The organism is Aliivibrio sp. S4MY1 (assembly GCF_028765545.1).
Classification (GTDB): Bacteria; Pseudomonadota; Gammaproteobacteria; order Enterobacterales; family Vibrionaceae; genus Aliivibrio.
This window is the reverse complement of record NZ_JARACP010000005.1, coordinates 221895-248002: the sequence shown is the minus strand read 5'-3', so window position 1 is coordinate 248002 and position 26108 is coordinate 221895. Positions and strand designations below refer to the sequence as shown.

23 protein-coding genes are annotated in these 26108 nt (G+C 39.6%); 12 read left to right on the top strand and 11 right to left on the bottom strand.

Annotated elements, in window-relative coordinates; genetic code table 11:
* Positions 1-68: 68 nt before the first annotated feature.
* A complete protein-coding gene (locus PVK71_RS07825) occupies positions 69-731 on the top strand; it encodes a hypothetical protein (protein ID WP_274418586.1) in 663 nt (220 codons plus the stop codon).
* Between the two features lie 418 nt (positions 732-1149).
* Here PVK71_RS07825 and PVK71_RS07820 read toward each other — a convergent pair whose 3' ends face one another.
* Positions 1150-2274 carry a M14 family metallopeptidase gene (locus PVK71_RS07820; protein WP_274418587.1) on the bottom strand — a complete coding sequence of 375 codons (1125 nt, stop codon included), beginning with the start codon at positions 2272-2274 and terminating at the stop codon, positions 1150-1152.
* A 56-nt stretch (positions 2275-2330) separates the two neighbouring features.
* Positions 2331-3485: an aminotransferase-like domain-containing protein gene (locus PVK71_RS07815; RefSeq protein WP_274418588.1), complete on the bottom strand. Its 1155-nt coding sequence runs from the start codon at positions 3483-3485 to the stop codon at positions 2331-2333.
* A gap of 113 nt (positions 3486-3598) precedes the next feature.
* Between PVK71_RS07815 and PVK71_RS07810 the strand changes: the two genes are divergently transcribed.
* Positions 3599-4468 (top strand): AraC family transcriptional regulator, encoded by an 870-nt coding sequence (locus PVK71_RS07810; RefSeq protein WP_274418589.1) that lies wholly within the window; start codon positions 3599-3601, stop codon positions 4466-4468.
* Here PVK71_RS07810 and PVK71_RS07805 read toward each other — a convergent pair.
* A complete protein-coding gene (locus tag PVK71_RS07805; protein WP_274418590.1) occupies positions 4455-5306 on the bottom strand; it encodes an EamA family transporter in 852 nt (283 codons plus the stop codon). The two genes, PVK71_RS07810 and PVK71_RS07805, sit on opposite strands and share 14 nt — an antisense overlap.
* 140 nt (positions 5307-5446) lie before the next feature.
* Here PVK71_RS07805 and PVK71_RS07800 point away from each other — a divergent pair, with 140 nt between their 5' ends.
* Both PVK71_RS07800 and yghU read left to right on the top strand, forming a co-directional pair.
* Positions 5447-6067, top strand: coding sequence for a DsbA family protein (locus PVK71_RS07800; RefSeq protein WP_130086270.1), 621 nt, complete (start codon positions 5447-5449; stop codon positions 6065-6067).
* A 44-nt stretch (positions 6068-6111) separates the two neighbouring features.
* Complete coding sequence (gene yghU, locus PVK71_RS07795; protein WP_274418591.1) at positions 6112-6972, top strand: glutathione-dependent disulfide-bond oxidoreductase; 861 nt, start codon at positions 6112-6114, stop codon at positions 6970-6972.
* Positions 6973-7090: 118 nt separating this feature from the next.
* Here yghU and PVK71_RS07790 read toward each other — a convergent pair whose 3' ends face one another.
* Positions 7091-8293, bottom strand: a complete 1203-nt coding sequence (locus PVK71_RS07790) for a putative manganese transporter (protein WP_274418592.1) — start codon at positions 8291-8293, stop codon at positions 7091-7093.
* Between the two features lie 334 nt (positions 8294-8627).
* Between PVK71_RS07790 and astB the strand changes: the two genes are divergently transcribed.
* The gene (gene astB / locus PVK71_RS07785; protein ID WP_274418593.1) at positions 8628-9962 is read left to right on the top strand and encodes an N-succinylarginine dihydrolase; all 1335 of its coding nucleotides are present in this window, start codon (positions 8628-8630) and stop codon (positions 9960-9962) included.
* Positions 9963-10059: 97 nt separating this feature from the next.
* Here astB and PVK71_RS07780 read toward each other — a convergent pair whose 3' ends face one another.
* Genes PVK71_RS07780 through PVK71_RS07770 form a run of 3 tightly spaced genes read right to left on the bottom strand, consistent with a single transcriptional unit; the run spans position 10060 to position 13038 of the window.
* The gene (locus tag PVK71_RS07780) at positions 10060-11160 is read right to left on the bottom strand and encodes an ABC transporter permease (RefSeq protein WP_274418595.1); all 1101 of its coding nucleotides are present in this window, start codon (positions 11158-11160) and stop codon (positions 10060-10062) included.
* The gene (locus tag PVK71_RS07775; protein ID WP_274418596.1) at positions 11157-12083 is read right to left on the bottom strand and encodes an ABC transporter ATP-binding protein; all 927 of its coding nucleotides are present in this window, start codon (positions 12081-12083) and stop codon (positions 11157-11159) included. The genes PVK71_RS07780 and PVK71_RS07775 overlap by 4 nt, the downstream gene beginning before the upstream one ends.
* Complete coding sequence (locus tag PVK71_RS07770) at positions 12076-13038, bottom strand: HlyD family secretion protein (RefSeq protein WP_274418597.1); 963 nt, start codon at positions 13036-13038, stop codon at positions 12076-12078. Before PVK71_RS07770 ends, PVK71_RS07775 begins: the two co-directional genes overlap by 8 nt.
* Positions 13039-13396: 358 nt before the next feature.
* Here PVK71_RS07770 and PVK71_RS07765 point away from each other — a divergent pair, with 358 nt between their 5' ends.
* Entirely contained in the window at positions 13397-15541 is a 2145-nt protein-coding gene (locus PVK71_RS07765; RefSeq protein WP_274418598.1) for an LruC domain-containing protein, read from the top strand.
* Positions 15542-15552: 11 nt separating this feature from the next.
* Complete coding sequence (locus tag PVK71_RS07760) at positions 15553-16023, top strand: hypothetical protein (protein ID WP_274418599.1); 471 nt, start codon at positions 15553-15555, stop codon at positions 16021-16023.
* A gap of 51 nt (positions 16024-16074) precedes the next feature.
* On the opposite strand, the gene PVK71_RS07755 is transcribed toward PVK71_RS07760, so the two are convergent.
* Entirely contained in the window at positions 16075-17265 is a 1191-nt protein-coding gene (locus PVK71_RS07755) for a leucine-rich repeat-containing protein kinase family protein (protein ID WP_274418600.1), read from the bottom strand.
* Positions 17266-17346: 81 nt separating this feature from the next.
* Positions 17347-18267 carry a LysR family transcriptional regulator gene (locus tag PVK71_RS07750; protein WP_274418601.1) on the bottom strand — a complete coding sequence of 307 codons (921 nt, stop codon included), beginning with the start codon at positions 18265-18267 and terminating at the stop codon, positions 17347-17349.
* Between the two features lie 209 nt (positions 18268-18476).
* On the opposite strand from PVK71_RS07750, the gene PVK71_RS07745 reads away from it, so the two are divergent.
* The 3 genes from PVK71_RS07745 (at position 18477) to PVK71_RS07735 (ending at position 20498) form a co-directional block, all read left to right on the top strand.
* Positions 18477-18788, top strand: a complete 312-nt coding sequence (locus PVK71_RS07745) for an Mg2+ and Co2+ transporter (protein WP_274418602.1) — start codon at positions 18477-18479, stop codon at positions 18786-18788.
* Positions 18785-19816, top strand: a complete 1032-nt coding sequence (locus PVK71_RS07740) for an HlyD family secretion protein (RefSeq protein WP_274418603.1) — start codon at positions 18785-18787, stop codon at positions 19814-19816. The genes PVK71_RS07745 and PVK71_RS07740 overlap by 4 nt, the downstream gene beginning before the upstream one ends.
* A gap of 154 nt (positions 19817-19970) precedes the next feature.
* Positions 19971-20498 (top strand): lipocalin family protein, encoded by a 528-nt coding sequence (locus PVK71_RS07735; RefSeq protein WP_443111713.1) that lies wholly within the window; start codon positions 19971-19973, stop codon positions 20496-20498.
* 47 nt (positions 20499-20545) lie between these two features.
* Here PVK71_RS07735 and PVK71_RS07730 read toward each other — a convergent pair whose 3' ends face one another.
* Complete coding sequence (locus PVK71_RS07730) at positions 20546-21805, bottom strand: hydroxymethylglutaryl-CoA reductase (RefSeq protein ID WP_274418604.1); 1260 nt, start codon at positions 21803-21805, stop codon at positions 20546-20548.
* Between the two features lie 317 nt (positions 21806-22122).
* Here PVK71_RS07730 and speA point away from each other — a divergent pair, with 317 nt between their 5' ends.
* Together speA and speB are read left to right on the top strand one after the other, a co-directional pair.
* A complete protein-coding gene (gene speA, locus PVK71_RS07725; RefSeq protein WP_423734703.1) occupies positions 22123-24015 on the top strand; it encodes an arginine decarboxylase in 1893 nt (630 codons plus the stop codon).
* Positions 24015-24941: an agmatinase gene (gene speB / locus PVK71_RS07720; RefSeq protein ID WP_274418605.1), complete on the top strand. Its 927-nt coding sequence runs from the start codon at positions 24015-24017 to the stop codon at positions 24939-24941. The genes speA and speB overlap by 1 nt, the downstream gene beginning before the upstream one ends.
* Before the next feature lie 100 nt (positions 24942-25041).
* Here the strand turns inward: speB and PVK71_RS07715 are convergent, their stop codons facing one another.
* Positions 25042-25947: a M15 family metallopeptidase gene (locus PVK71_RS07715; protein WP_274418606.1), complete on the bottom strand. Its 906-nt coding sequence runs from the start codon at positions 25945-25947 to the stop codon at positions 25042-25044.
* Between the last annotated feature and the right edge of the window lie 161 nt (positions 25948-26108).

Below are 26108 nucleotides of genomic sequence, written 5' to 3'. Positions count from 1 at the left end.
ATTCTCGTTATTGTGTATTCTTACCTAAACTTAGGTTATCGTTAAGAAAATATACAATAGGTATGATTATGTTGGCTCGATTAGGAATAGCAATACAGGCGATATTAGCAATCTCAATTTTTTATTTGGGGTACACCATTTACGCGTTTACTAACTCAGTAAATACCATTGTTGATAGGTATCCTGAATTAATGACTGAGGTAAATAAAACGGCTGATAAATTGGAAATTGATCAATGGCTATTATTGGCTCAGCACATTGAAGATCTCACTCCTCAAATTTTAACCTTAGTCAGTGAAGTGAAAGATACGGTAAAGGATGTAAATCAGACCGTTGCTTCTGTTGATAATAAAATTCCACTTATTCTTGATGAAGTTAAGTCCATTCGTACGGAATCATTACCTGAAGTGATCACGGTAATGAATACTGTTAATAAAGAAACAGTGCCTAATACTCTGGTTGAACTGCAAAATTACCGCGAACAGGTCTTTCCTAAAGCTTTTGTAGAAAGTAAAGGGTACCGAGTAACAACCATTCCTGCTGTGATTAAAGAATTGGAGAGATTGCGTAAAGAAGTGCCCCCTATCATGGCAAAAGCCGATCAAATTATCGATAAAACGGAAGAGTTATCTCAACAAGCGACTCAAGGAGCCGTAAAAGGCGTGATAATGTCGCCGTTTAATTTATTGAGAGAAGCAGGAACAGAGATTCAATCGAAGGTTCAACAGTAAACACCCACTTGTAGCCAAGTTATTTAGTAAAGATTCACCATAGCATTTTAAAAAAGCGAATGTTTTTAGATGCCATTAAGATGTAGAGGCCGTCTGCAATAATACTTGGCCACTTGTCATTGGTAGCTTTATGAAACTGCTCGAATATAAAACGGAAAGATCCATTATTACACTTTCTTACGAACTGGGAACTTTTCTATATAATTCGACATACCTTCATATTACCTTGTTGCTGTTAGATAATAATAAGAAACATAGTTCTAAAGTTGGAATGGATATTCTTGATTTAATTGATTCAGCTTGGATTGAAAGGTATGAGAACTTGATAATAGATAATTATTTTACTAATGAAATTTGGTCTTAAATAAAAACGGCGCAGAGTTATATCTGCGCCGTTTTTTTTATTTATCAAAAGTGACTACAGCTTACCAACGGTAGCCCAAATAGCAGATAGCGTGTCTTGACCAAAGGCGATGCTTCGCTCTGGAGACCAACCATACAGCTCATCAGCGTGGCTAATGTGATCTTTAAACGGCATTTCAACAGTATAAGACAGACATTTGAATTGCTCACCAACCCAGTTAGAACCAACGGTTAAGTTTGCCGTACCTGGCTCGTCTTTATCGTAACCAATCTCGTCTTGGAACTCAGGTGTGATAGTCAATAGAGCTTGTTTAAAGGTATTCTCTAAAGCAGCAATACGCTCATTGTAAGAGGGAATACCTTCACCACCGGCAACGAAGTTGTATGGAATAGCCTCATCGCCGTGAATGTCTAAGAACATATCAACGCCTGTGGCTAGCATACGCTCACGAACAAGGAATACTTCCGGTGATCTTTCCATTGATGGTGTTTGCCATTCACGGTTCAAATTCACACCAATCGCATTGGTACGTAAATGACCACGGATACTGCCATCAGGGTTCATGTTAGGGACAATATGGAAAACAGCTGTATCAAGTAGGGCACGGCCAACCGTGTCGGTTTCATCTAATAGGCGTGATAATAAGCCTTCAATGAACCATTCCGCCATTGTCTCCCCCGGGTGTTGACGACCAGTGATCCAGATATTCTTCTTACCTTCGGCAGGTTCACCAATCGTTAGAATACTGATGTCATTATTATCTAATGTCACACCAAGCGTTTCTAACTGGCAGCGGTGGTGGGTTTGTGCACCGTGAAGTAGGTCTTGGTGACGGTCGTACGAGTAAGGTGCAAAATATGCGAAATACATTGAACGGTACTCTGGCATCACATTAAAGCTAAGCGTATCGCCATCAAACTCTGTAGGGATGCGGAACCACTCTTCACGGTCATAAGAAGCAACCACATCGTAATTTTGCCAACCTTCAGGATAAGCTGATTTTGCTAACCCTAAGATTTTAAATGAATGCTGTTGTTGAGGCTGGCTTTCTAAACGAAAGTGAAACCATTGAGCGATCTCAGTTTGGTTATCTGCAGGAATAGTTAACTGAATATCATCAGGCGTATTCGCTGCAACGACATGGATGTTACCACTTTCAAAATTACTGAATATTTTCATTTATATACCACTTAAATTATAAATTTTATGATGATTATCGTTATCGCTTTACAGAATTAGCTTAACGCTTCATTCAATACTTTCGTTAGACGACCAACGGCTTCAACTAACTCTTCTGGGTTTGCATTAGTAAAGTTTAAACGCAGTGCAGAGGGGGCGCCTTCTGGTTTTGGATAAAATACAGGGCTTGGTACTACAGCAACACCGTTAGCAATTAACGTTTTAGCCAGAGCGAAAGTGTCGCAATCAGGTAGAGATAACCAAATGAACATGCCGCCATCAACAGGGTTTAGCACGCAAGTTTCAGGTAATTGTTTTTTCAGTTCTGCGAATAACACATCATAACGCGTTTTGTATAACGCTTGAATTTGTTCCATGTGCAGACCAAAGTCAGCGTGCTTTAATAAGCCAACCAATAGAGCTTGCATTGGTACACTTGAGTGTAAATCAGCACCTTGTTTTACTTTAATCAGAGGCTCTAAATAGCTTTTCTTGCCCGTTACTGCACCGATACGTAAACCCGGAGAGGCAATTTTTGAGAATGAACGTAGCACAATAGAATCGTCAGGACAAAAAGTGGAAACCATTGGCAGTGCTTCACCGGTAAAACGCAGTTCACGATATGGCGCATCTTCTATGAAAGCGACTTTGTATTTAATGCACAACTCAGCCACTTTTTTTCGTGTATCTAATGACCAACATACGCCCGTTGGGTTGTGGAAATCAGGTACTGCATAGAACATTTTTGGTGAGTCTTGAATAAAGCATTGCTCTAGCTCTTCAAGATTAGGACCAAAATCTGTTTGAGATACGGTCGCAATATTGGCTTGAACCAAACCAAAGACTTGCATAGCACCAAGGTAGCTCGGAGCTTCCATTACTACGGTATCATTTGGGTTGATGTAAGCTCGTGCAATAAGATCTAGTCCCTGTTGAGAGCCGGTACAGATCATTGGCATGTGCGTTTCTGGTAATTGGTACATTTCTGTCAGTAGCTCTAACAGAGGACCGTAACCTGCGGTTGCACCGTATTGAAAGACTTCTGGCATATCAGATAGGCTTTCTAATGTTGGCTTCATTAAATCAATTGGGAACGTTTTCTCATCAGGTAACCCACCTGCGAGAGAGATAACATTCTTGTCCGTTGCTGCCGCTAAGATCTCTCTGATATAAGAAGATTGGATCTGTTGCAGTGAGTGAGCTATTTCCATATGTGTTCCCATCATTATCTTATTTATTTTATCCTTTGATAGTACAAGGCGTTGCACAACTATGTTTGTCCGTTTATGCTTATAAATATGTCCATTTATGCTATTTTGAGTTTATGAGCCAACAACACATATCAAGAATCAATGATGTTCTGTTTTATATACATAAAGACATCAGCAAAGAACTTACGGCAAAAGAGCTTTCTGAGGTGGCAGCGTATTCAGAGCAGCATTTTCATCGTATTTTTAAACAAGTGGTGGGAGAGTCGATTCATCAGTATATTCGCCGAACTCGTATGGAATATGCCGCGAATCAGCTTATGTTTGATACTAAGTCGACCGTTTTAGATATTGCCAATACCTGTGGTTTTAGCTCGCTCTCTTCTTTTAGCCGTGCATTTAAATCAACCTTTGATATGTCTCCGGGTGAATGGCGTAAGCACGATTTACAAATATCAGATAAACCGTATTTGAAAGATCCTGAAGTTGCGGCAGGCTATTTAAGCGTGGCTGATAGAGTGTTACCTCAACCAAAAATTACAGAGATTTCAGAACTGCTGGCGGCTTATGTGAGACACGATGGCTATAACCGCTCTATTCGTAATGCGTGGTTGGTATTAAAAGCGTGGGCAAATACAGAGAATCGAGATTTCTCTACTCAGTTTGGCTTACACCATTCAAATCCTGCATGGGTTGAACTTAATAAGTGCCGTTATGTGGCGTGTATTGCGATTGATAAACCATTGAAATACCGTGGTGTGGTAAACCAAATGGTGATCCCTGGCGGGTTACATGCTGTGTTTCGACTTCATGGTGTTTATGGGCAATTACTGCCACAAATCAGTACGGTATTAGAGAAATGGTTGCCAGCATCAGGCTTTAAATTAAGATCAACACCGGCGTATGTGCGTTACCACAAGAATCATTTTTTGAATGAATCTGAAGAATTCGAATTGGATTTTTATCTTCCAATTAGCTTTTATTAGCAAGGTTCGGCTTATTTGGCTTCTTCATTTTTATGTTAGCAACCATGATAGAGAGAATGACTAATATCAACGCGCACTTTTGACCGCTAGAAATCGGCTCATGATAAACCCACATCGCTAAAGCAAGGTGTAAAGTTGGCTCAATATATTGAAGTAAACTTATTTTGCTTAATGGTGTTTTGAGAATGGAAATACTCAATAATAAAATAGGGATAAGTTGCAATGGTGCAGCTCCCATTAAGGTCGCCCAGTTAAGTGCAGAAAGTCCATCAGAGTGAGTGATGATGTACCACAAAGCAATAGGTGCAAAAAGAATGTGCTCAAAGAAAACAGCACCAAACGTATTTAATTTAATCAGTTTTTTTATGGCAATATAGCTCGCAAATGAGAGTGAAATAGCCAAACTTAACACAGGCAATTGTTGGTCTAAATACACATAACTTACAATGGCTAATACCATCAGAAATAGAGCGATTTTTTGTGGTGATTTTAGCTCTTCTTTAAAAAAGACAAAGCCCATAAAAAACACAAAAACAGGCGTAATATAAAAGGCTAATGACGCTGCCATGATGTTATTAGTGATGGTAGCGTATACAAATCCTAACCACGATAAATTCATCATGATCCCAGCCATAAACGCAATAGAGATATTTCTAGCCGTACATTGCTTTTTGTCTATTAAATTAGGCTTGAGACAAAAAACAGCAACCAGAATCACCGCCGACCAAAAGATACGATTAGATAAAATTAATGCAGGGCTAAAGCCTTCCAGTTGGTGGAAGTAAACAGGAACTAGTCCCCATAGAATAAAAGCCAAAGCCCCAAAAAATGTATACATAACGACCCTTTTAATAATCTACATCAACACGACAGTAGTGCGCTATCTGAATGGTGTCGATTCTATGCCCTTCTTTGATGTTTTGCTATTAAGTAATGCATCCCATATGATGAAAGTAATTATTTAAAAGGAATTAAATTATGTCAGAGGAAAAAGCGATACTTTATTACGTTTACGACCCAATGTGCTCATGGTGCTGGGGCTATAAACCAGTATGGAATAAGGTTAAACAAGCCGTTTCTAGCGACGTCGATATTGTCTATGTTCTTGGTGGGTTAGCACCTGACTCCGAAGAGCCTATGTCGCAAGAGATGCAGACCCAAATCGCATCATATTGGCAAAAAATAGAAAACTACTTAGGTACTTCTTTTAATCATGACTTTTGGGAGAAGAATACCCCTCGTCGCTCAACATATCCTTCTTGCCGTGCCATTCTTGCTGCACGAGCTCAAGGTGCTGAATTAGCAATGCTTGAAGCAATTCAAACCGCTTATTATTTAAAAGCGATGAACCCGAGTGATAATGACGTATTGCTCGGCTGTGCGAGAGACATTGGTTTAGATATGGTGAAGTTTGAGTTGGATTTATTATCTCCAGAGACGCACCAAGCATTGTTAGATGAAATTGCATTTTCTCGCTCAATTGGTCGAAGTGGTTTCCCCTCTTTATTTTTTAAAACAGAGGATGAGTTGATTGAGTTCCCTATTGATTATGAAAAATCAGAAGGGACCGTTGCACTGTTAAAAAGTCGTCTATATTAATAAGTAATTAATGCACGTTACTCCGAATGGATAAGGATCTATCAATGACAGCTGAATACACACCACCAAAAATTTGGGTTAATGATACTGATGGCGGTAATAAATGGGCGAACATTAACAGTCCTGAATCTGGTGCAAGGTATGAGAGAGAGCTTCCGATTGGCGAGCACGCTTTGCAACTGTATTCACTTGCGACGCCCAATGGTCAGAAGGTAACGATTCTGTTAGAAGAGTTACTGACACTAGGCATCAAAGAGGCTGAATACGATGCCTACTTAATCAATATTGGTGAGAGCGATCAATTCTCATCAGGCTTTGTGGATGTGAATCCAAATTCAAAAATCCCCGCTTTGGTTGATCACTCTGTTGATCCTGAAGTTCATGTGTTTGAATCGGCTTCTATTTTGGTTCATTTGGCTGAGAAATTTGGTCAGTTTTTACCAAAAGAAGGCAGTGCGAGAGTGCAAACCTTTAATTGGCTATTTTGGGCACAAGGCTCAGCCCCATTCTTAGGTGGTGGTTTTGGTCACTTTTATGCGTATGCTGATGAAAAACAAGAATACCCAATTAACCGTTTTTCAATGGAAGCAAAACGTCAATTAGACGTACTTGATAAACAACTTGCTAAAAATACTTACGTTGCAGGGGAAGAATACAGTATCGCTGATATGGCGATTTGGCCGTGGTATGGCAACCTAGTATTAGGTAACTTGTATGATGCCGCCGAGTTTTTACAAGTAGACTCTTACACCAACGTAGTGCGCTGGGCAAAAATGCTTGAAGCTAGAGAAGCGGTGCAACGTGGACGCATTGTAAACCGTTCATGGGGCGAAGAGTGGGAACAAGTACCAGAGCGCCACAGTGCCGCTGATATTGATGAAGTATTAAAGAAAAAACCGAAGTAAATTTCATTGTTATTTTTATATACCAAAGGCGACAGCATAATACTGTCGCCTTTTTTATTCGCATTTATCTGATCACTAACTTATTTTGGTTTGGTTATTGTTACGATCTAGCAACAAGTTACATCTCAAACAAGAAGTAGTAACCATAGCCAACTACAAAGGCAGGAACGGCTGAGTAGAAGGTCGCTAGCATTGCCGCTTTTGGCGCTAATGCAATTGCTGGGAATAGGGCGTCACCATCATTTGAAATTGCATTTGAAAGCTGTGCTGACATTGGCATCGCCCCGGATAAATACAGGCTAGTCACTAAAATCTGAGGACCACAACCCGGAAGTAAACCAATTGCCAAGCCAATCAGTGGCATCCACATTCCATAACCTAAAAATACCGTGTGTAAATCGATGCCAGAGAAGTAGGTTGATAGCTCAAAAATTAAGAAAGCGACAATTACCCAAGCAGAGACAAAATTGGTGTCTTGTGCCGCCTTTTGCATTGGATGAGAACTTACACACTTATTATCTTCTGAAACCGTTGATTGATAATCACTGATCTCTTTGGTTAACGACCATAACATCATGCTACCAATCGCTAATATTGCGCCAATCCATTCAATGCTGTGTTGTGGTAAATGAAACAGTTGATTGATATCTAGTTGGAACGAACCGAGTAGGGCAATCACAGTTGCAGGAATTAATACCCATTTCCAAAATACACCTTGTAAGTTGATTGCTTTTACTTGTAAGCATGATGTGTTTTTCTCTGAATTTTCAGATTTTTGATCTTGTTGTTTCTCTTGAGTCTCAGGGCGTAAAAAATCGTCTTTATGTAATGCATTTACAACAATGCCTGAGATGGCACCAACCACAACGCCTAATGCCATTACGCCAAATCCTACTTTAGGTTGTGCTGCAATTAATAAGAACGCCGCATCCCCCATGGTAGCCGTTAATACTGCGACGACTGAGCCAAAACCTACTTTACCGCTGATGTATTGAGTGGTCACCACTATCGCACCGCCACAACCCGGTAAGGCACCAAGTAATGAAGAGAAGACAACTTGATTGGTACGAGATTTATTATAAAGCGCAGTAATACGGTTGGTTTTACCCATTATATTCGATAGGTAATGATAAATAACCAATGTGAAAGCTACGTAGGTAGATACCGCCCAAAAGGCATCAGATAACGTTGTGACGGTGATTTCCCGTGTTGTCTCTGCACCTACTAAAGCTAATAAAGTAATAGGCAATAATAGACGTTTGTATTGCAGAGAAAACTGTGAAAATGAAAATGAGTGTGAAAATTTATGAGTAGTTATCATAATAATAAAGCCATCAGTAAATGCGAATGGTTATCAGTATATGTAAATGAGAATTATTATCAACTATCATTTCAATAGTTTTTACCGATGGATAAATTAATTTTATGGAAACAGATTGATTAGCATAAAAGTCTGCATAGTTATTTGATAACAGAGAATAGTTAATTAAAAGTCGTCAAATGTTAAATAAAAGTTGTGATTGTGCGCTTGTTTGGTGAGATCAAATGCTGACGAAATCAAGAAATTTGATAGTATCGGCTACTAGAGTGGGCCAGAGAGCTTACTAAGCAATAACTTTTATACAGTTAAAAGTGATACAGTCATGAGGGAATATATGAAAGCAGTTGAAGCGAATTTTGATGGCCTTGTTGGGCCAACGCATAACTACAGTGGTTTATCGGTAGGGAATATTGCCTCTAAAAATAATAAATCCGGTGCATCGAACCCAAAACAAGCTGTAAAGCAAGGCCTAGAAAAGATGAAAGCTCTGCATGATATGGGCTTTGTTCAAGGAGTATTAGCACCACAAGAGCGTCCAGATATTCATACTCTACGCCGTTTAGGTTTTTCCGGTTCAGACGCTGAGGTGCTACAGAAATCTCATCAATATTCACCTCAATTGCTTGCTGCATGTAGCTCAGCGTCAAGTATGTGGACAGCAAACGCAGGTACGGTTTCTCCAAGTGCCGATACCTCTGATGGCAAAGTCCATTTTACTCCAGCTAATCTAATTAATAAGTTTCACCGCTCAATTGAAGATGAAGTCACTGGCAATATTTTAAAAGCCACGTTTGCAGATGAAAAACACTTTGCTCACCATGAAGCGTTGCCACACAGTGATTACTTTGGTGATGAAGGTGCAGCAAACCACACTCGTTTTTGTAATGAATATGGCGAACAAGGCGTTGAGTTCTTTGTTTTTGGTAAAAGTGCGTTTGATGAAAGCTACCTTGCTCCGAAAAAATACCCAGCACGCCAGACGTTAGAAGCCAGTGAAGCGATTGCACGAACGCATGGTTTACGCGATCAATTTACGGTGTTTGCACAACAGAACCCTGATGTTATTGACCAAGGGGTATTCCATAATGATGTTATTGCTGTTGGTAATAAAAATACCTTATTTTGCCATCAACAAGCATTTTTGAATCAAGAAAAAGTGAAGTTAGATCTAAGTGCTTCTTATGGTTCTGGCTTTAATGTTATTGAGGTGCCAACAGATAAAGTGTCGGTGCAAGATGCAGTCGAAACTTACCTGTTTAACAGTCAGTTAATCACTAAATCAGATGGGACTACCTTGATCATTCTTCCACAACATTGTCGTGAGAATCCAAGAGTATGGGCGTATCTAAATGAGCTAGTAGAACAAAAACGCGGTATTGATGAGCTGCATACCTTTGATTTAAAACAGAGTATGCAAAATGGCGGTGGGCCAGCTTGCCTTCGTTTACGTGTGGTATTAAATGAAGCAGAACAAAAAGCAGTAAATCAACATACTTTGATGAACGATCAGCTATTTACAACGTTAAATCTGTGGGCTAATAAGCATTACCGAGATCGTATTGAGGACAAAGATCTTGCGGATCCACAATTGTTATTGGAATCACGTGCAGCATTGGATGAGTTAACACAAATCATGCAGTTGGGATCTGTTTATCCATTCCAAAGATAAATTGAACCGCTAAAAAGAAGCCAGAGTGAGAGCTCTGGCTTTTATCTTTTACATTGTAAATCGTCGTTATACGGTGGTTTACAGCTAATATTTCTGTTTAATCTAATGATTTCTTAAATCGTTTTGACGCAACGAATAAACCAATGATGGTAAAAATGATCATCCATGCCGTATCTCGCCATAAATCCACCAAATCAGCCCCTCGTAATACAATGCCTCGAATTAATCTCATAAAGTGTGTTGCAGGTAAGATTTCCGCAATCCATTGAGCAATGACAGGCATTCCTTCATAGGGAAACATAAAGCCTGATAATAAAATTGATGGTAATAGGATGAATATCGTCATCTGCATCGCCTGTAACTGTGTTTTAGCGATGGTTGAAATCACTAACCCAAGCGTAAGGCTCGCAGAAATAAATAACAATGTGCCGAGCAAAATTTGACTTAATGAACCATTAATAGGAACGTCAAAAATGAAATACCCTAACCCAAGAATAATAAATACTTGAATCAAGCCGACAAAGATATAAGGGATGATTTTAGCAACCATTAGTTCAAAAGAGTGGATAGGGGTAGTAATAAGTAATTCTAAGTTTCCTCTTTCACGTTCTCGTACAATGGCTGAGCTAGTGAACAGTATCATTGTCATGGTTAAGATGACGCCTAATAATCCCGGCACAATGTTCACTGCGGATTGTCGACTAGGATTGTAAAATAGCGTCACTTCAAATGTTTTAGCATAGGCACTATTACGAATATCAAAATCCAAATCGCTTAACGGCATGCTTTGCAATCCAAGAATGGCTGCACTTATCATGGTGTCTGAACCATCTACAATCCATTGGCCTAGCTCTCTGCCTTGTACCATGCGTTGTGTAATGTCTTTGGGTAATATCAATGCAGCACGCACAATGCCTTGCTGAATTGCTTTTTCGGCTTCTTTTACTGTTGGATAATGTTGTTTAACGCTGACGACTTGCGTGACTTTCACTGATTCAGTAATGAGTCGGCCAAAAGTACTCTCACTTTGGTCAACAACCGCAATAGGTATATCTCTAATATCGGTATTAATGGCGTAGCCAAACAATAACAACTGAATTAAAGGGATCATAATAACCATACCAAAGGTCAATTTATCTCGTGATAATTGACGAATTTCTTTGGTCATTATGGCTTTCATACGATTAAGTGACTTCATTGGCGCCCCTTCCCAGTTACGGTAACAAAGACATCTTCTAAACTTGGACGTGCGATATTCATTTCGGCATTTTTTAATTCAGGGAATTCAGCTCTTAACCATGAAATGGGGTCATTAATATCTTGATGAATAAGTACTCGTAATCGAATACCTATTTGGGCGGCAGACCTGATTTCATTACGTTGAACTAGTGTGTTCTTTAATGTGCGTAAATTATCTGTTTTCACTTCAACGATATTAACCCCCATGTTAGCCATTAATGTCTCTGGCTCTCCATCGGCACGAATAACGCCTGATTCCATTATCGCCAATCGGTGACAACGTTCAGCTTCATCCATGTAATGGGTTGTGATAAGGATGGTGGTTCCTTTATCTGATAAATCAAATAGTTGCTCCCAGAAATCTCGACGATTCTCAGGATCAACTGCAGAGGTTGGTTCATCTAAAAACAATAGTTCAGGCTTATGCATGGTTGCAGCAGCCAGTGAGAGGCGCTGTTTTTGACCTCCACTCATGCCTGATACTCGTTGTTTTCGTAATTGGTCAAGCCCATAGGTAGAGAGTTGCTCTGTAATACGTTGGAGTAACTTTTGTTTTTCCATACCAAAAATTTGGCCAATGAATTCGAGGTTTTCTTCCACACTCAAATCATCATACAAAGAGAATTTTTGAGTCATATAGCCAATTTTTAGACGCAACGCTTCTGATTCTTTAGGGATGCTTAACCCAAGTACATCTACATGACCAGAGGTTGGGCTTAGTAACCCTGTTAGAGTGCGAATTGTGGTGGATTTTCCGCAACCATTTGGCCCTAAAAACCCATAAATACAGCCTTTAGGTACAGATAAGTTAATGCTATCAATAGCAGTAAAATTCCCAAATTTTTTCACAACATCAGTGGCTTGAATAGCAAACTCAGTCATCTGTGTTGTCCTTTTCTAAGAGGACTTGGGCAGGTACGCCAGAAGGTAAAGAGGCCGCAGATTCAGGTAAATCAACTTCTGCTAAATACATTAAATGAGATCGGTCTTCTTCTGTTAAAGCGTAATATGGCGTAAATGACGGTTCAGAGGAAACCCAACGAACGGTTCCTTTAAATGGAGAGCTAACACCGTCTACAGTCACTGAAAATGTTTTCCCTGGGATGAATCCAACACGATAAGAGGCAGGAACGTAAACACGAGCGTAAGGGGTACGATTGGCTTGAATAACAGCAACAAAACCATTTACAGGAACACGCTCGCCAAGGTTATACGGAAGATTATCTAAAATGCCGTCACGAGTGGCGACGATAGTTAATTCATCCAGTTTCTGTTGCTGCAATACCACTTTAGCATCCATCGCATCAAGCTCAGCTTTTGCTTGGTCGATATCTTCTGGTCTTGCTCCTGCGGTTAATTTTGAGAATTCTTCATTAGCTGAGTTTAATGTAGCGCGCGCAGAGTCTCGGGAGGCGAGGGCAGTATCTTTATTGGATTGGCTGGTGAGTTTTTTCTTTACGAGTTCAACCATTCGACGGTAATTTTTTTCAGCATCAATAAGCTGTGCTTTTGCTTGGTCTACTTTGGCTTTGGCTGATGCAATATCTTCTGGACGCTCACCATTAGTTAAGCGTAATAAATAGGCTTGGGCTTTCGCGGCGTTTGCAACGGCATGGGCAAGGATGGCGTTTTGATTTTTTGTGTCCAATTGGACTAATACGTCACCGACTTTGACTTCACTGCCTTCTTTGATAGGTAAAGCTCGGATAATTTCATTTGAAGTCGCGGAGAAAGTGACCCGGTCTCGCTCTAAGGTTCCTAATGCTTCATCTCCTTTGTCTGAGCCACAACCTTGTAATAGTGCGACACATAAGAATCCTAAGAATAGCTGTTTCATCTTTAAATCTCCTGACATTGATTGTTTACTTATAGCCTAATCAGGGGATCGTCATAGCTTAAAGTAATATCAATTGCTTATAAGGTATTTAAAGAAACTATACTCAATTAACGAGAAGCGCAAATTATTTGATGTAATTAAAATGCGCTTTCACTTGATTTAGACTTATCTAGTAGAATTCCTTTTTGAAAATTATCAATATGCTGTATCAGTTTGAGTCTCAAAAAGAGAATACAGAATTCTTATTTTAATTCCATTTATTATAATTGCAGTAAAAAATTATTGATATCAATTACTTAAAAGTTTGGTATGGGTTGTGCCTTTCTCATTATACGCTAGGTATAAATGAGGGAATATTATGAAAAAAAGCAGATTACTTTCTTGTATCGCTACATTAAGTCTTACTGTTGGAGTCAGTGGACAAGTGGAAGCTGCAATTCCATTTGCTTCCTGTCCAGGACAAGCATTTATGATACAAAACCCTTCAGGAACTCCGGTGGCTTATGGCATTAACTTGGATGTAGGTAGCTATAGCACTTTATCTTGGGAAGTTGGAAGTGGAAAAATTAATGCTATTGGCTATAGCGTTCATGATGATTATATTTATGGGTGGGATTATGGAGCGAAAACCTTAACTAAAATTGGTTCCGATTTCGTATCAACGCCATTATCTGTCTCTAACCTAAATGTTGGACCTACTTCAATTTATGTTGGTGATGTATCGACCATTGAAAATGCTTGGTATGGCTACAGAGTTAATCAAGGACTTTTTAGAATTGGCTTAGATGATTTGATTATGACTAAAGTTGCCAACTCTGGCACTATTGGCAATATTCGTATACTTGATATGGCTTTTCATCCAGATGATGGACTTATCTACAGTGTTGATAATTCTGGATATCTTTATAGAATTGAACCAAATACAGGGTTAAGTACCCAATTAAACAAAGTTATCAGCAGTGATAATGTTGGTCATAGTTTAGCTTTTGGTGCTCAATATTTTGATGTCGATGGTAATCTTTATCTCAGTAATAATGGGAATGGGTATATCTATCTTATTAATATTGATGATGTAAATTCAACTTCAGCCTTTTTTGCTTATGGGCCATCGAGTAATTCAAATGATGGTGCCCGCTGTGCATTTGCTGCGGTGGGACAAAATGATAATAGCGATTACGGTGATGCTCCCGATACTTACGGTACTTTATATGATTCATTTGGTGCTCGTCACGGTATTTCTGATTTAAAATTGGGTCCTATCGTTGATGGAGAAAGTGAAGCTTATGTGTACCCGCTTTCAGATGACACATCAGATTCAAGTAATGATGATGATGGTATTTCATTTCCTGTACCACTTGAAATTAAGGAAACAAGCTTCATTTATGCCGATGTTGAAGGTGCAGAGGGAGAAGGGGTACTTAGTGCTTGGATTGATTGGGACCAAGACGGGGTGTTTAATGATGATGAAATGATCCTTAACAGTGAATGGGTAGATGATGGCCAGAATCAATTCTATTTTGAAGTACCAAGCTGGGCTCTAGCAGGAGATACTTGGGCTCGTTTTCGTTTAAGCCATACTTATGATGTTGGTCCAAATGGTGGGGTAAGTGCAGGTGAAGTTGAAGATTATCAAGTTACTGTTACAGACCAAGGTGTATCCGTTGAGCTTTACCCTGTAGGATCTGACTACACCACTTTCGCTTATGAAGATCAATTTCCTAAAGTCGGTGACTATGATATGAATGACGTCCTTATGAACGTCAAGTACACTGAATTTAGTCATAATAACCAAGTGATTCAACTTAAAATAGAAGGGCAAGTTGCAGCTCTTGGCGGTACTTATCACTCTGGTTTTGCTATTCGTTTGCCTAATATCAGTCCAGATAAAATAAAGGCTGATTCAGTTAAATTATTCATTGATGGAGAATTACAAAATACAACAGTGTTAGAGAGTGGCACTTTAGATGCCGTTTTGATTATTCATGAAGATCTTTGGTCACTTACCGAGTCCGGTGAGGCTGACGGTTGTAATATGTTCCGAACTGAACCAGGTTGTGGGACTCAATATCGTCCTAACTGGTCACTTACCGTCCCGTTTGAATCACCTATTTCTCAAGGGCAAATGCCTGCCTTACCTTACGACCCATTCATTTTTGCGACGCCAGGTTATTACTACGGGGAGAATGGCTTACAAGTGAGTGGTGGCCATCCGGGACGTAATTTAGAAGTACACCTGAAAAACAAAAAACCGACCTCTAAGTTTGATTATGGCTATATTGGCAGAAGTGATGATACGACCAATACCGCGAATAGTACTTACTTCCAGACAGATAATGGTCTTCCATGGGCAATTGAAATACCTCTTAACTGGGAGCACCCAAATGAGTCAGTCAGCATTCTTGAAGCGTATCCTCAATTTGCAGATTTTTCTCAGGATGCAACAGGACAAACAGCTGCAGATTGGTATGTAACCCCTAGTGCGGGAAAAACTTATATAGATTAAGGAGAGATCTTATGAATAGTATCGTGAATAAAATGAATCTATTACTTTTTGTTGCTAGTTTTAGTCTGCTTACTGCTTGTAATAGTGATAGCTCTGGTGGCTCAAATGATCCAGGTTCTGGTACAGGGTCACCTGTGAGCCCTCAATTATCGGTTTTAGATTTAAAAATTAGTGCTGAGAATAGCCTTAGTTCGGTATATAGCGTTGATATTGATGTTGATATTTCAGAGCGCTCCACTAAGCGTGCATTTATTTCTATTTGTGATAATAGCCAAGCACAAGGTGATTTATCTAAAGTAGATTTTGATATGTGTTTACTTAAAGGTCGCTTAGAGCAAGGTGTTGGTAAATTTGACCTTCGTGTTGCGAATCATTGTGAAGAGTTAATTACCATCATCTGGATCATGGAAAAAGATCGGGAACCTCTTATTTACACTTTGGCGCACAATAACCAAAAAGAGAATTATTGGTTAATTAATTAAACCCATCAAGGCTGTTAATAACCCGCCTTGATGGGAAGGCGGGTTATTAATTTATTTTATACGAACATTCATTAAATCATCGATAAAGTGATTCAATGCACGCTCTTCAATAATCCTAATTTTTTTCTGTTGAGAATCACTTAGCATGTGGTACATACTCGCGGCACCAAAGTCGCCAAAGATAATGTTCGCGTCTGCATCAAATAAGGTATTATGCGCATACAAGTCACCATGACACACTTGGTTATCATGCAGGTGGTCAAACACATTACGCATTTTAGCGGTCATTTTATTGATGTGCTCTAACGATAAGGTAAACCCTTCAGGAAAAGTATCACGAGTGCAGCTTTCTAAACTTGGCGGTAAACCTAAGTTTTTATAATGTAAAGGGATCAAGTTCATGATCAACGCCAGATGATTGTCTTCATTCACCTGTGCTAATGATTGTACCAAACTTGGGTGATTGCCGACTTTTAAACACGCTTGCAACTCATCTTCAGGGTAACCATCACTAGTCACTTCACCTTTAAATACTTTAACGGCAATTTCTTGTGGGAAATCTGTTTGTTCTTTATTCCAACGCGCTTTAGAAATGACACCTGATGCGCCTTGGCCTAATACATCTTCTAAAGTGTAGTCCGATGAGGCGATACTAGGAACGGATTTCACTTTCACATCGGATTTACAGAATGGATTACCCGCAAAGGCAAACCATGCCAGTTTTGGTAAATTAAGCAGTTGAACTGGGCACTCAATTAATTGGTTTGCTGAAATACGCAGTAATTCCAAGTTATGAAGTTGAGACAAGTTGCTTGGCAGTTCAGTCAATTTGTTGCCTGCTAATGCCAGTTTTTGCATTAAGTGGCAGGCACCCAATGAGTTTGGTAATGCTTCAACTTGGTTATCGGTTAAGATCAACCAACGCAATTTTGGAGGAAAGGCATCTTCAGGAACATGTTGAATTTGACACGATTTGAATCCAATCATCTCAAGGTTTTGACACTGTGCCAGAACATCAGGGAACACAGTAAATGGGTTGTTTGATGCAAAGAAGATCTTCAATTTAGGTAATTGAGCGATCTCACTTGGTAGCGTAGTTAGTTGATTATTCGATAAATCTAAGATTTCTAATGAATCAGCAAGAGATAATATCTCAAGTGGAAACTCTGTTAACCCTTCACTTAATTGTAATCGAGTAATACCTTGTAATTCACCGGATTGTAACTGCGCTAATGTATGCAAACTAATTTACCTATGCTGTTTATATTTTGCCGCCGATTGTACGGTGTTTCAGAATGAAAATCTAATGACAACAACATGGCATTAATGCTTCGTCATCTTCGGTGGTAAAATATTATCCACTAACCGTTCTATCCAATTAAATTTTTCTGAATTCATGTACTTAGTATTGTAGATGAGGCCTATCTTCATCTCATGGCGTTTTAATTTATCTTTAACTTTCACAAGGGCGTATTTTGCTGGATCAAGCACTTCCATTAAGCTTTGTGGAGCGATGAAAAGCATATCTGATTCTTCAAGAGCCTTTAAAATCGGATTAACTTGCTGACAACGAAATTCAGGTTGATGGCTGATGTCTCTATCTGAATATTGAGGGGCTAACATGGTTTTAAAGTTAAATTCAGGGACGATTAACCCTGCCAGTGGGTAGTTAAAAACCTCTTGAAGATCAATGCTTGTATTAGCCATTGGATGGTTAATATTACAGATCCCAGCATAAGTGAATAGGCCAACAGGAAGCTGTCTTAATTCTTTTGATATATCAATCGGGTAATAATTAATAGCAAAATCAAGCTCGCCGTTAATTAAATCATCCGCAGTGGTTTGAGTAAAACTATGCAGTTCAATACAGACATTAGGCGCATCTTTTTTAATGGCTTGGCAGATCTGATAACCATGAGTTTCAATCACAAACCCATTCATTGCGATCTTGATTTTCCCTGTCAGGTGTTTAGGCGAGAAGCTGTCGCTCTGTAGGGTTCCTTCAAGCGCTTCGAAGATCTTAGGTAAACTGATCGCTAATTCTTCAGCTTTTGGCGTGAGTTTTAACCCACGAGACTGTCGGATAAATAAAGGATCATCAAACTCTTCTCGGATCTTGGCTAGAGTACGGCTTACTGCGGGTTGGCTAGTATTAAGTCGCTCAGCTGCTTTATTGGTGTTTTTTTCTTGCAGCAGCACTAAAAGAGTTTTCAGTAGATTAAGATCAAATTTGGCTAAATCCATTTTATGCCCTTATTGATAAATGTTGATTAACTATAAACTAACGTCATTCATTAGAAATATCAAATCTGTTATATCAGCAATACGTGTATGCCATTGGTAGAGCCCTCCATATTCGTTACCTTCATTATATCGAATTTAGATGTGCCATTTTAAGGAATAAGAGGGCTTAAAATCTAAGGATAAATAGAATAACGACAATAGGTGTTCCAATGCAGATACATCCTACCAGTTTAGAGTTTGAAAACCTCCCTAGTGTTTATGCACTTCTCGATTCCATTGTATTTATGTGGTTTATTGTTTTAGTTACGGTTGCCATTATTTCATGGGTAGCGGCTAAGATTTGGCATATTCATTCTATTCCAAAGCATTTGGCGAAAGAAAAAGGCTTAGCGCAGGCAAAATTGATTTTTTGGATGTGTATTTTAGGTCTAGTGTGGAAACCACTATGGGTGCTGGCAGTTCTGGCTATTGTCACCGATTGGGATAAAGTTCAAGCATGGTTTAAAGGGGCACAATCATGAAAGAGATAATGCTGCCGTATATTTTAATCGTGTGGTTATTGTTTAAATTTAATGTATTAAAGCGAACTGCGGGGAATTACTTTGTCACCACTTTTGTGGGTGTAATTTTAGCACTAGCACTATTTTTTGGACATCGATTCTATTCGCCAGCGGATTTAACCAATTCGACGACAGTTAAAGCGCCTCACGCTGTGCTGTCTCCATCCGTTGGTCAGCATATTGATGAGATCTACATTGATCATAACCAGCATGTTAAGAAAGGCGATATACTTTATCTACTTAAAGATGACAAAATTACTTCTGCGATAATCGAGGTTGAGTCGGCTCAATTAGAAGTAGAAAAAAGCATTGAAGCAAAGAAGGTCGCTTTACAGCAAGCAGAGCGTAATCATCAGCGAAACTTAGGAATGAAAGAGCATGTGTCAGTGCGTGATACTGAGGAATCACAAGACTTGGTGGAAATGTTAATCGCTGAAATTCATGTGTTAGAAGCCAAAGACTTAGGTTTAAAAGCTCAACTTACGAATTTAAATTTTGAATTGGATCGTTTGACGATCACCGCGCCTTTTGATGGCATGGTGACACACGTATTTATTGCTGACGGCTCTCGTATCGGTTCACTTCACTTATGGGATACCAGTAAGAAGTTTGTTGAAATGCGTATTCCAGATCAATCGTATAAAAATATTAAACCGGGGCAATTTAGTGAGTTTTTTGTAACGGCGTATCCGGGGGAAATCTTTAGGGCAAAAGTACACAGTGTGGTCAATGCGACTGGTGAAGCGCAAGGTAGCTTATTACCTCAAGAGCAGCTTGTATCGCGTCATATTCAACGTGGTTCGGCACCAGTCGGGCGAACGGTGATTCTTGAGATAGACCAAGAAACGATGGATATGCTACCAATTGGAGCGACAGGCTCTGCATGGATAAGTGCTGAGAAGCCACATTCAATTTTAGGGTTTATGGATATTATCGGTGGAGCGACGGTAAGACTAACGGCTGCAAAATCTTATCTACAAGCTTTGTAGTTATATAATGTAGAGCAATACAATGTTAAGAAGACGAATTAATTACGGAGAGGGTAGTTAATTCGTTTTTTGTGTGTGTATTGATGCGATAAGTGATCTTTTTACGCTAATCTGCCGTAATATTAATAAGATAAAGTTAAGGGAGCTAACGATGATGATAAAACGTATAACAAAAATAGGATTCATAGCAACAGTATTATTCATGCTAAGTGGTTGCTTAGGGATGCCAAAGGGCGTTGAACCTGTATCAGGCTTTGAGTTAAATCGCTATTTAGGAAAATGGTATGAAGTGGCGCGATTAAATCATTCTTTTGAAGAAGGGTTGAGTAAAGTCAGCGCCGAGTACAGCATTAATGAAGATGGAAGCGTTAAGGTTATTAATCGAGGCTATTCAAAAGAAGAGCAGGAGTGGAATGAAGCAGAAGGAAAAGCGAAATTCATTGATGCAGAAGACCAAGGTTATCTTAAAGTATCGTTCTTTGGCCCTTTCTACGGTTCATACGTGGTATTTGAATTAGATAAAGAAAATTACCAATATGCGTTTGTCTCAGGCCCTGATCTTGATTACTTATGGTTACTATCTCGAACAAAAGAGGTTGATCAAGAAGTGATTGAGCGTTTTGTATCAACGGCTCAATCACTAGGTTTTAAAATAAATGAACTTATCTTTGTTGAGCAATAATTAATTGTCGCGTTAGTTAACGAATATTGGATATTCCAATCTATTAATTAGCGCGCTAATTTATGATGTGCTCGAGAGAAGTGCCCCGCACAGAATGCCCCTACGATGGATAGCTCTCCAGCTAAACATAAAGCCGCACATACTTCAGCCAGTGCTTGAGATTTACCTGCGCCATGTAATCCCATTAATTCTAAGCACGCTTTTTGGCTTGGTAATCCGGTACCACCACCAACTGTCCCAAGCATAAGGTTAGGTAGAGTGACACTTGCATATAAGTCACCATTTCTATCCACTTCAATGCGTGTCATCCCAATGGCTGATTCAGCTACACATGCCGCATCTTGCCCACAAGCGATATAAAGAGCGGCAAGGGCGTTAGCATAATGTGCATTAATACCAATGGTTCCACTGAGTGTGGCTCCAACCGTACTCATTTGGGTAAACTGCATCATTTTTTCAGGGGTAGTGTGTAGGTATTTTTTCACTAACTCCGCAGGGATGTGTGCTTCTGCAGTAACTTTTTTACCTCGAACACTACGCAAAGTTTGGCTGCTGGCTTTTTTATCACCTGATAAATTGCCATCTAAATAGGCATTCTCTGGAGTAATTGGAGAGTTTTCCATGATGTAGCTAAACACGGCATTGGTAGCAATAGTGACCATGTTTTGTCCTGAAGCGTCACCAGTTAAAAACTCAAAGACCAGATAAACATGATTGCCTTCAATACTGATATTAATGTCGCTGAGTTTCCCATGAGAGGTGGTGGATTCAGCCAGTTGTTTGAATGTGTCGTATTGAGTCACCGCCCATGCCACAAATTGTCCCGCTTCGGCTAAACTAAAAAAAGCAAACGCAGGCGTTCGTGTTACTCCTTCGTTTAACAGCATGGCACTTGCGCCGCCACTTGCCGTCAATAGCTGTGCTCCGCGGTTATAAGAGGCAACTAAGGCGGCTTCTGTGGTGGCAAGAGGCACCAAGTAATCATTATTGGCAAATAAGCCATTCACACGTAATGGGCCTGCAAGACCAACTGGAAGTTTTACTGTGCCAATAAAATGCTCGATGTTTTTCTCGTACACATGCATTTGATTTTGGGTATGTGGATCAAGAAGTTCTGATTGGAGTTCAGGTTTTCCAAGTTTATCCCAACGGCGAGTAAGGTTTTTTTCAGTTAGGTAAGGGCTTGGAGTGATTTTGTTTAGTGGTTTTTCAAAATGTGGATTGAGCGATTGCTCTAATTTATCTGCAGAGATATCGCCTCCTAAGATTGATACATAGTCACGGCGATGCAGATTCAGTTTTGGCATAAGAACATATTAATTACAGCAAATGTTGAATGAGATTCTACTGTTTCGTATCAGATAAACAAGGATAATGACAAAAAGCGTTACAGTTTTATCTCTCAATTTTGAACCAAAATAACGACAAATTTTTTCGATTCTTACGATAAATATTCATTATTGGACTACGTTTAAAGAATGTTAGTTAATGCCGTCGACAATTTGTTAGATTACAAGGATTGTTAGGGATAACACGCCCTAGGTTATGCTTCGATATTCCAACGAGGTATTTTCTTTTGATGGCCCTATTTATGTGAGGTCGAGATTTGGAACATTCGGTTAATTTGGATCGTATCCGTGCTGAGTATAATGTAAAGCACTGGAGCCAAGGTTTTTACGGTATTGATGATAATGGTGAAGTGTATGTTTCACCACGTAGTGAATCTGATCATCAAGTCCCATTAAGTCATATTGTGAATCAATTAGAGCAGCGAAATATCGGATTGCCTGCTTTGGTTCGTTTTCCCCAAATCGTTCATCAGCGCGTACATAATATTTGTAATGCATTTAACCAAGCGATTGATGAATACCAATATGAAAACCACTATCTTCTTGTTTACCCAATTAAAGTAAACCAACAAAAAGAAGTGGTTGATGAAATTCTTGCAAGTCAGGCGCAATTAGAGCAAAAGCAATTAGGTCTAGAGGCGGGCAGTAAGCCTGAGCTATTGGCCGTACTAGCGCTAGCTCAAAAAGCGAGTTCAGTTATCGTATGTAACGGTTATAAAGACCGCGAGTACGTACGCTTAGCACTGATTGGTGAGAAACTTGGTCACAGTGTTTTTATCGTTCTTGAAAAATTATCAGAATTAGATTTAGTTCTATCTGAAGCAAAAGCATTAGGTGTTAAACCACGCCTTGGTTTGCGTATTCGTCTTGCTTCTCAAGGCGCAGGAAAATGGCAAGCAAGTGGTGGTGAAAAATCGAAATTTGGTTTGTCTGCCTCTCAAGTATTGACGGTAATTAACCGTCTGAAAGCAGAAGACCAACTAGATATTTTAGAGCTTGTGCATTTCCACCTTGGCTCACAAATGGCCAACATTCGTGATGTGCGTAATGGTGTAAGTGAAGCGGCCCGTTTTTATTGTGAATTACGTGATATTGGCGCAAAACTAAAATACCTCGATGTGGGTGGTGGTTTGGCGGTGGATTACGATGGTACTCGCAGTCAATCATCTAACTCGATGAATTACGGCTTGGCGGAATACGCGCGTAATATCGTGATGACAATCGGTGACATTTGTCAGCTTTACTCACAACCAATGCCAGTGATCATTTCTGAATCTGGTCGTTCGTTAACGGCGCATCACGCGGTGTTAATTACTAACGTTATTGGAACTGAAAGCTACACGCCAGAAGCAATAGAAGCGCCTTGTGGTGATGATCCTTTGTTATTACACAATATGTGGCGTAACCTAGAGCAGTTAGAAAATGGCGGCGATGATCGCGCATTAATTGAGATTTATAACGATACTCAATGTGACGTAGCAGAAGCGCATAATCAGTTTGCGACAGGCATGATTAACCTGCAACACCGTGCATGGGCAGAACAAATATCATTACGTATTAACTATGAATTAAGCGTAAAAATGAGCACCAAGAACCGTTACCACCGTCCAATTCTAGATGAATTGAGTGAGCGTTTAGCGGATAAATTCTTTGTGAACTTCTCTCTGTTCCAATCGTTACCGGATGCGTGGGGTATTGATCAGGTATTCCCTGTTATGCCGTTAAGTGGTCTTGATAATGCGGACGAACATCGCGCAGTTGTGCTGGATATTACGTGTGACTCAGACGGTACGATTGACCAATACGTTGATGGCCAAGGTATTGAAACCACACTGCCAGTACCGGCTTGGAACCCTGATGAACCTTATTTGATGGGCTTCTTCTTAGTGGGTGCATACCAAGAGATCTTGGGTGATATGCATAACCTATTTGGTGATACCCACAGCGTTGTTGTAAATGTTGATGAAAATGGTGAAGCGAATATTGATTATATCAATGAAGGCGATACCGTTGAAGATATGATGCGTTATGTGCATATTGATGTGGATTTGATCCGTCAAAACTACAAAGACATGGTGACAGCGAAAGTTGCAGAAGAAGAACAACAAAGCGTGCTTGAAGAGTTAGAGCAAGGCTTAATGGGTTACACCTATTTGGAAGATTTTTAATGAACGATTTATTTACCAAAAAAGATTATTCATTGTACTCAAATGCAATGACATTTATGCGTCGCCCATTGGTACAAAACCCAATTGATAACGATGCTGACATCGTTGTGTTAGGTGCGCCATTAGATATGGCAACCTCAGGTCGTCCTGGTGCGCGTTTAGGCCCTGACGCGATCCGTCGTGCATCAGTAAATCTAGCGTGGGAAGGCAAAAAATTCCCATGGGATTTCAATGTATTTGATCATACTAAAGTTATCGATTCAGGTGACCTTGTTTTTGATACGGGCGATGCAGAAGATTTAACGGTACGCCTTGAAGCTGCAGCTGATGCTATTTTAGATAGTGGTAAAACGTTATTAGGTTTAGGTGGTGATCACTTTATTACTCTGCCTTTGTTACGTGCTTATGGTAAAAAATATGGTGAAATGGCATTAATTCATTTTGATGCTCATACTGATACTTATAGCCATGGCAGTCGTTACGATCACGGTACTATGTTTTACCATGCACCAAATGAAGGGTTAATTTCGCCTGAGCATTCAGTGCAGATTGGTATTCGTACTGAGTATGATCAAAAAGATCACGGCTTTAATGTAATTAACGCCATGCAAGCCAATGACATGAGTGTTGATGCGATTATTGAACAAATAAAAGGCATTGTTGGTGATAAACCAGTATACCTAACGTTTGATATCGATTGTCTTGATCCTGCATTTGCACCGGGTACAGGTACACCTGTTTGTGGTGGTTTGAATTCAGATAAAATCTTAAAAATCATCCGTGGTTTGCAAGGCATCAACATGGTTGGTATGGATGTGGTAGAAGTATCACCTGCGTACGACCAAAGTGATATCACAGCACTGGCTGGTGCGACGATTGCTTTAGAGCTTCTGTATGTTTGGACTGCGAATCGTTTAAACAAATAACCGTTATAAACTGAGTAAAAATAAACCCGTTGAATGAGAGTTCAACGGGTTTATGCTTTTCAGGTTCAGGTTCAGGTTCAGGTTCAGGTTCAGGTTCAGGTTATTTAAAGCAACGAGATTGTGACACTTGTGCTTTTTTGTTTATTGCTTGCATCACAGCACTAGGGTTAGCTTTATACAAACGGTTTAAAGACGTCGTTGTTTTTAATTCTGTTTGTAAATATGAAGTGTAATCTTTGAATTTATTCATCTGCTTAGAACCGTAATTTTGTTGGCATGACTGAACCCAATCAACATAATGATTAAAGAATAAGGATGCCTCTTTGACTGGCATCGCCGTCATTAAATACGCCATATCACGGCTGGTTTGAAAGTGCTGGAAATCAATGGGTGTATCCCAATAGCCGCCCCAGTAAATGAATCCGTTTTTAGCAAAAAGATTAATAACCTCTTCTGCAAATCCCTTTCTGTCCTCCTTCCCTAAGCGCTGTAACATTCGGTTTGAATATTCATGACCTTTTAGTGGTTTAAATGTCGCAGTTCCCCAAGACGTAAATTCAACGAATGGGTTTTGTAGAGGATTGATATCAATAGCAACGCCATAAGCGTGTAAAGAGAGGGAAGATTTTCCTGCAATCGGTCGGTAGTTAAATGCTGAGGTGTTATTAGCATCCATGGATTTAACATCATTGCCAGCGTAATACTCGATAGGTTTGGCTTGTTCAATGGGGAAGCCTTGCTGAAACAACGCATCAAAAATACGTTCAACATGAGGTGCCACAGCATCTAATACAACCAGTTTACCTGTCGTTGTTTTTCCATCAAACGTGTAATGTTTAAAGGAAACATTACGTAAACGATTACATTGAACTGGCGCTTTAGTCGACATAACACCTTTGCCGATCATGGCTTGGCATTGAGATGAACTAAGTGGAGTTACGTTAGCCCAAAGTGGGGTGGAGAAAACAGTCATAGCAACTGCACTTATTATAGAGATGACTTTCATTTTTAGAGTACCTAACCATGAACGGGGTAAATTATTTTATGTGTTGATAATAAATGCATAACAGGACTATGGCAGTATTTATTTAGGGATTTAGAGTAAATACCGCACCATTGAGGATGGTGATCTCGCTTCAAAGTTACTTTTGTCGAATTTTGATGATC

Coding starts and splice junctions, on each gene's coding strand:
- PVK71_RS07740 (WP_274418603.1), top strand. CDS start 18,785: ATGAAAGAGATAATGCTGCCGTATATTTTAATCGTGTGGTTATTGTTT.
- PVK71_RS07820 (WP_274418587.1), bottom strand. CDS start 2,274: ATGAAAATATTCAGTAATTTTGAAAGTGGTAACATCCATGTCGTTGCA.
- PVK71_RS07810 (WP_274418589.1), top strand. CDS start 3,599: ATGAGCCAACAACACATATCAAGAATCAATGATGTTCTGTTTTATATA.
- PVK71_RS07770 (WP_274418597.1), bottom strand. CDS start 13,038: ATGAAACAGCTATTCTTAGGATTCTTATGTGTCGCACTATTACAAGGT.
- PVK71_RS07800 (WP_130086270.1), top strand. CDS start 5,447: ATGTCAGAGGAAAAAGCGATACTTTATTACGTTTACGACCCAATGTGC.
- PVK71_RS07805 (WP_274418590.1), bottom strand. CDS start 5,306: ATGTATACATTTTTTGGGGCTTTGGCTTTTATTCTATGGGGACTAGTT.
- yghU (WP_274418591.1), top strand. CDS start 6,112: ATGACAGCTGAATACACACCACCAAAAATTTGGGTTAATGATACTGAT.
- PVK71_RS07790 (WP_274418592.1), bottom strand. CDS start 8,293: ATGATAACTACTCATAAATTTTCACACTCATTTTCATTTTCACAGTTT.
- PVK71_RS07825 (WP_274418586.1), top strand. CDS start 69: ATGTTGGCTCGATTAGGAATAGCAATACAGGCGATATTAGCAATCTCA.
- PVK71_RS07780 (WP_274418595.1), bottom strand. CDS start 11,160: ATGAAGTCACTTAATCGTATGAAAGCCATAATGACCAAAGAAATTCGT.
- PVK71_RS07815 (WP_274418588.1), bottom strand. CDS start 3,485: ATGGAAATAGCTCACTCACTGCAACAGATCCAATCTTCTTATATCAGA.
- PVK71_RS07745 (WP_274418602.1), top strand. CDS start 18,477: ATGCAGATACATCCTACCAGTTTAGAGTTTGAAAACCTCCCTAGTGTT.
- PVK71_RS07715 (WP_274418606.1), bottom strand. CDS start 25,947: ATGAAAGTCATCTCTATAATAAGTGCAGTTGCTATGACTGTTTTCTCC.
- PVK71_RS07735 (WP_443111713.1), top strand. CDS start 19,971: ATGATAAAACGTATAACAAAAATAGGATTCATAGCAACAGTATTATTC.
- PVK71_RS07775 (WP_274418596.1), bottom strand. CDS start 12,083: ATGACTGAGTTTGCTATTCAAGCCACTGATGTTGTGAAAAAATTTGGG.
- PVK71_RS07750 (WP_274418601.1), bottom strand. CDS start 18,267: ATGGATTTAGCCAAATTTGATCTTAATCTACTGAAAACTCTTTTAGTG.
- PVK71_RS07765 (WP_274418598.1), top strand. CDS start 13,397: ATGAAAAAAAGCAGATTACTTTCTTGTATCGCTACATTAAGTCTTACT.
- PVK71_RS07730 (WP_274418604.1), bottom strand. CDS start 21,805: ATGCCAAAACTGAATCTGCATCGCCGTGACTATGTATCAATCTTAGGA.
- astB (WP_274418593.1), top strand. CDS start 8,628: ATGAAAGCAGTTGAAGCGAATTTTGATGGCCTTGTTGGGCCAACGCAT.
- PVK71_RS07760 (WP_274418599.1), top strand. CDS start 15,553: ATGAATAGTATCGTGAATAAAATGAATCTATTACTTTTTGTTGCTAGT.
- speB (WP_274418605.1), top strand. CDS start 24,015: ATGAACGATTTATTTACCAAAAAAGATTATTCATTGTACTCAAATGCA.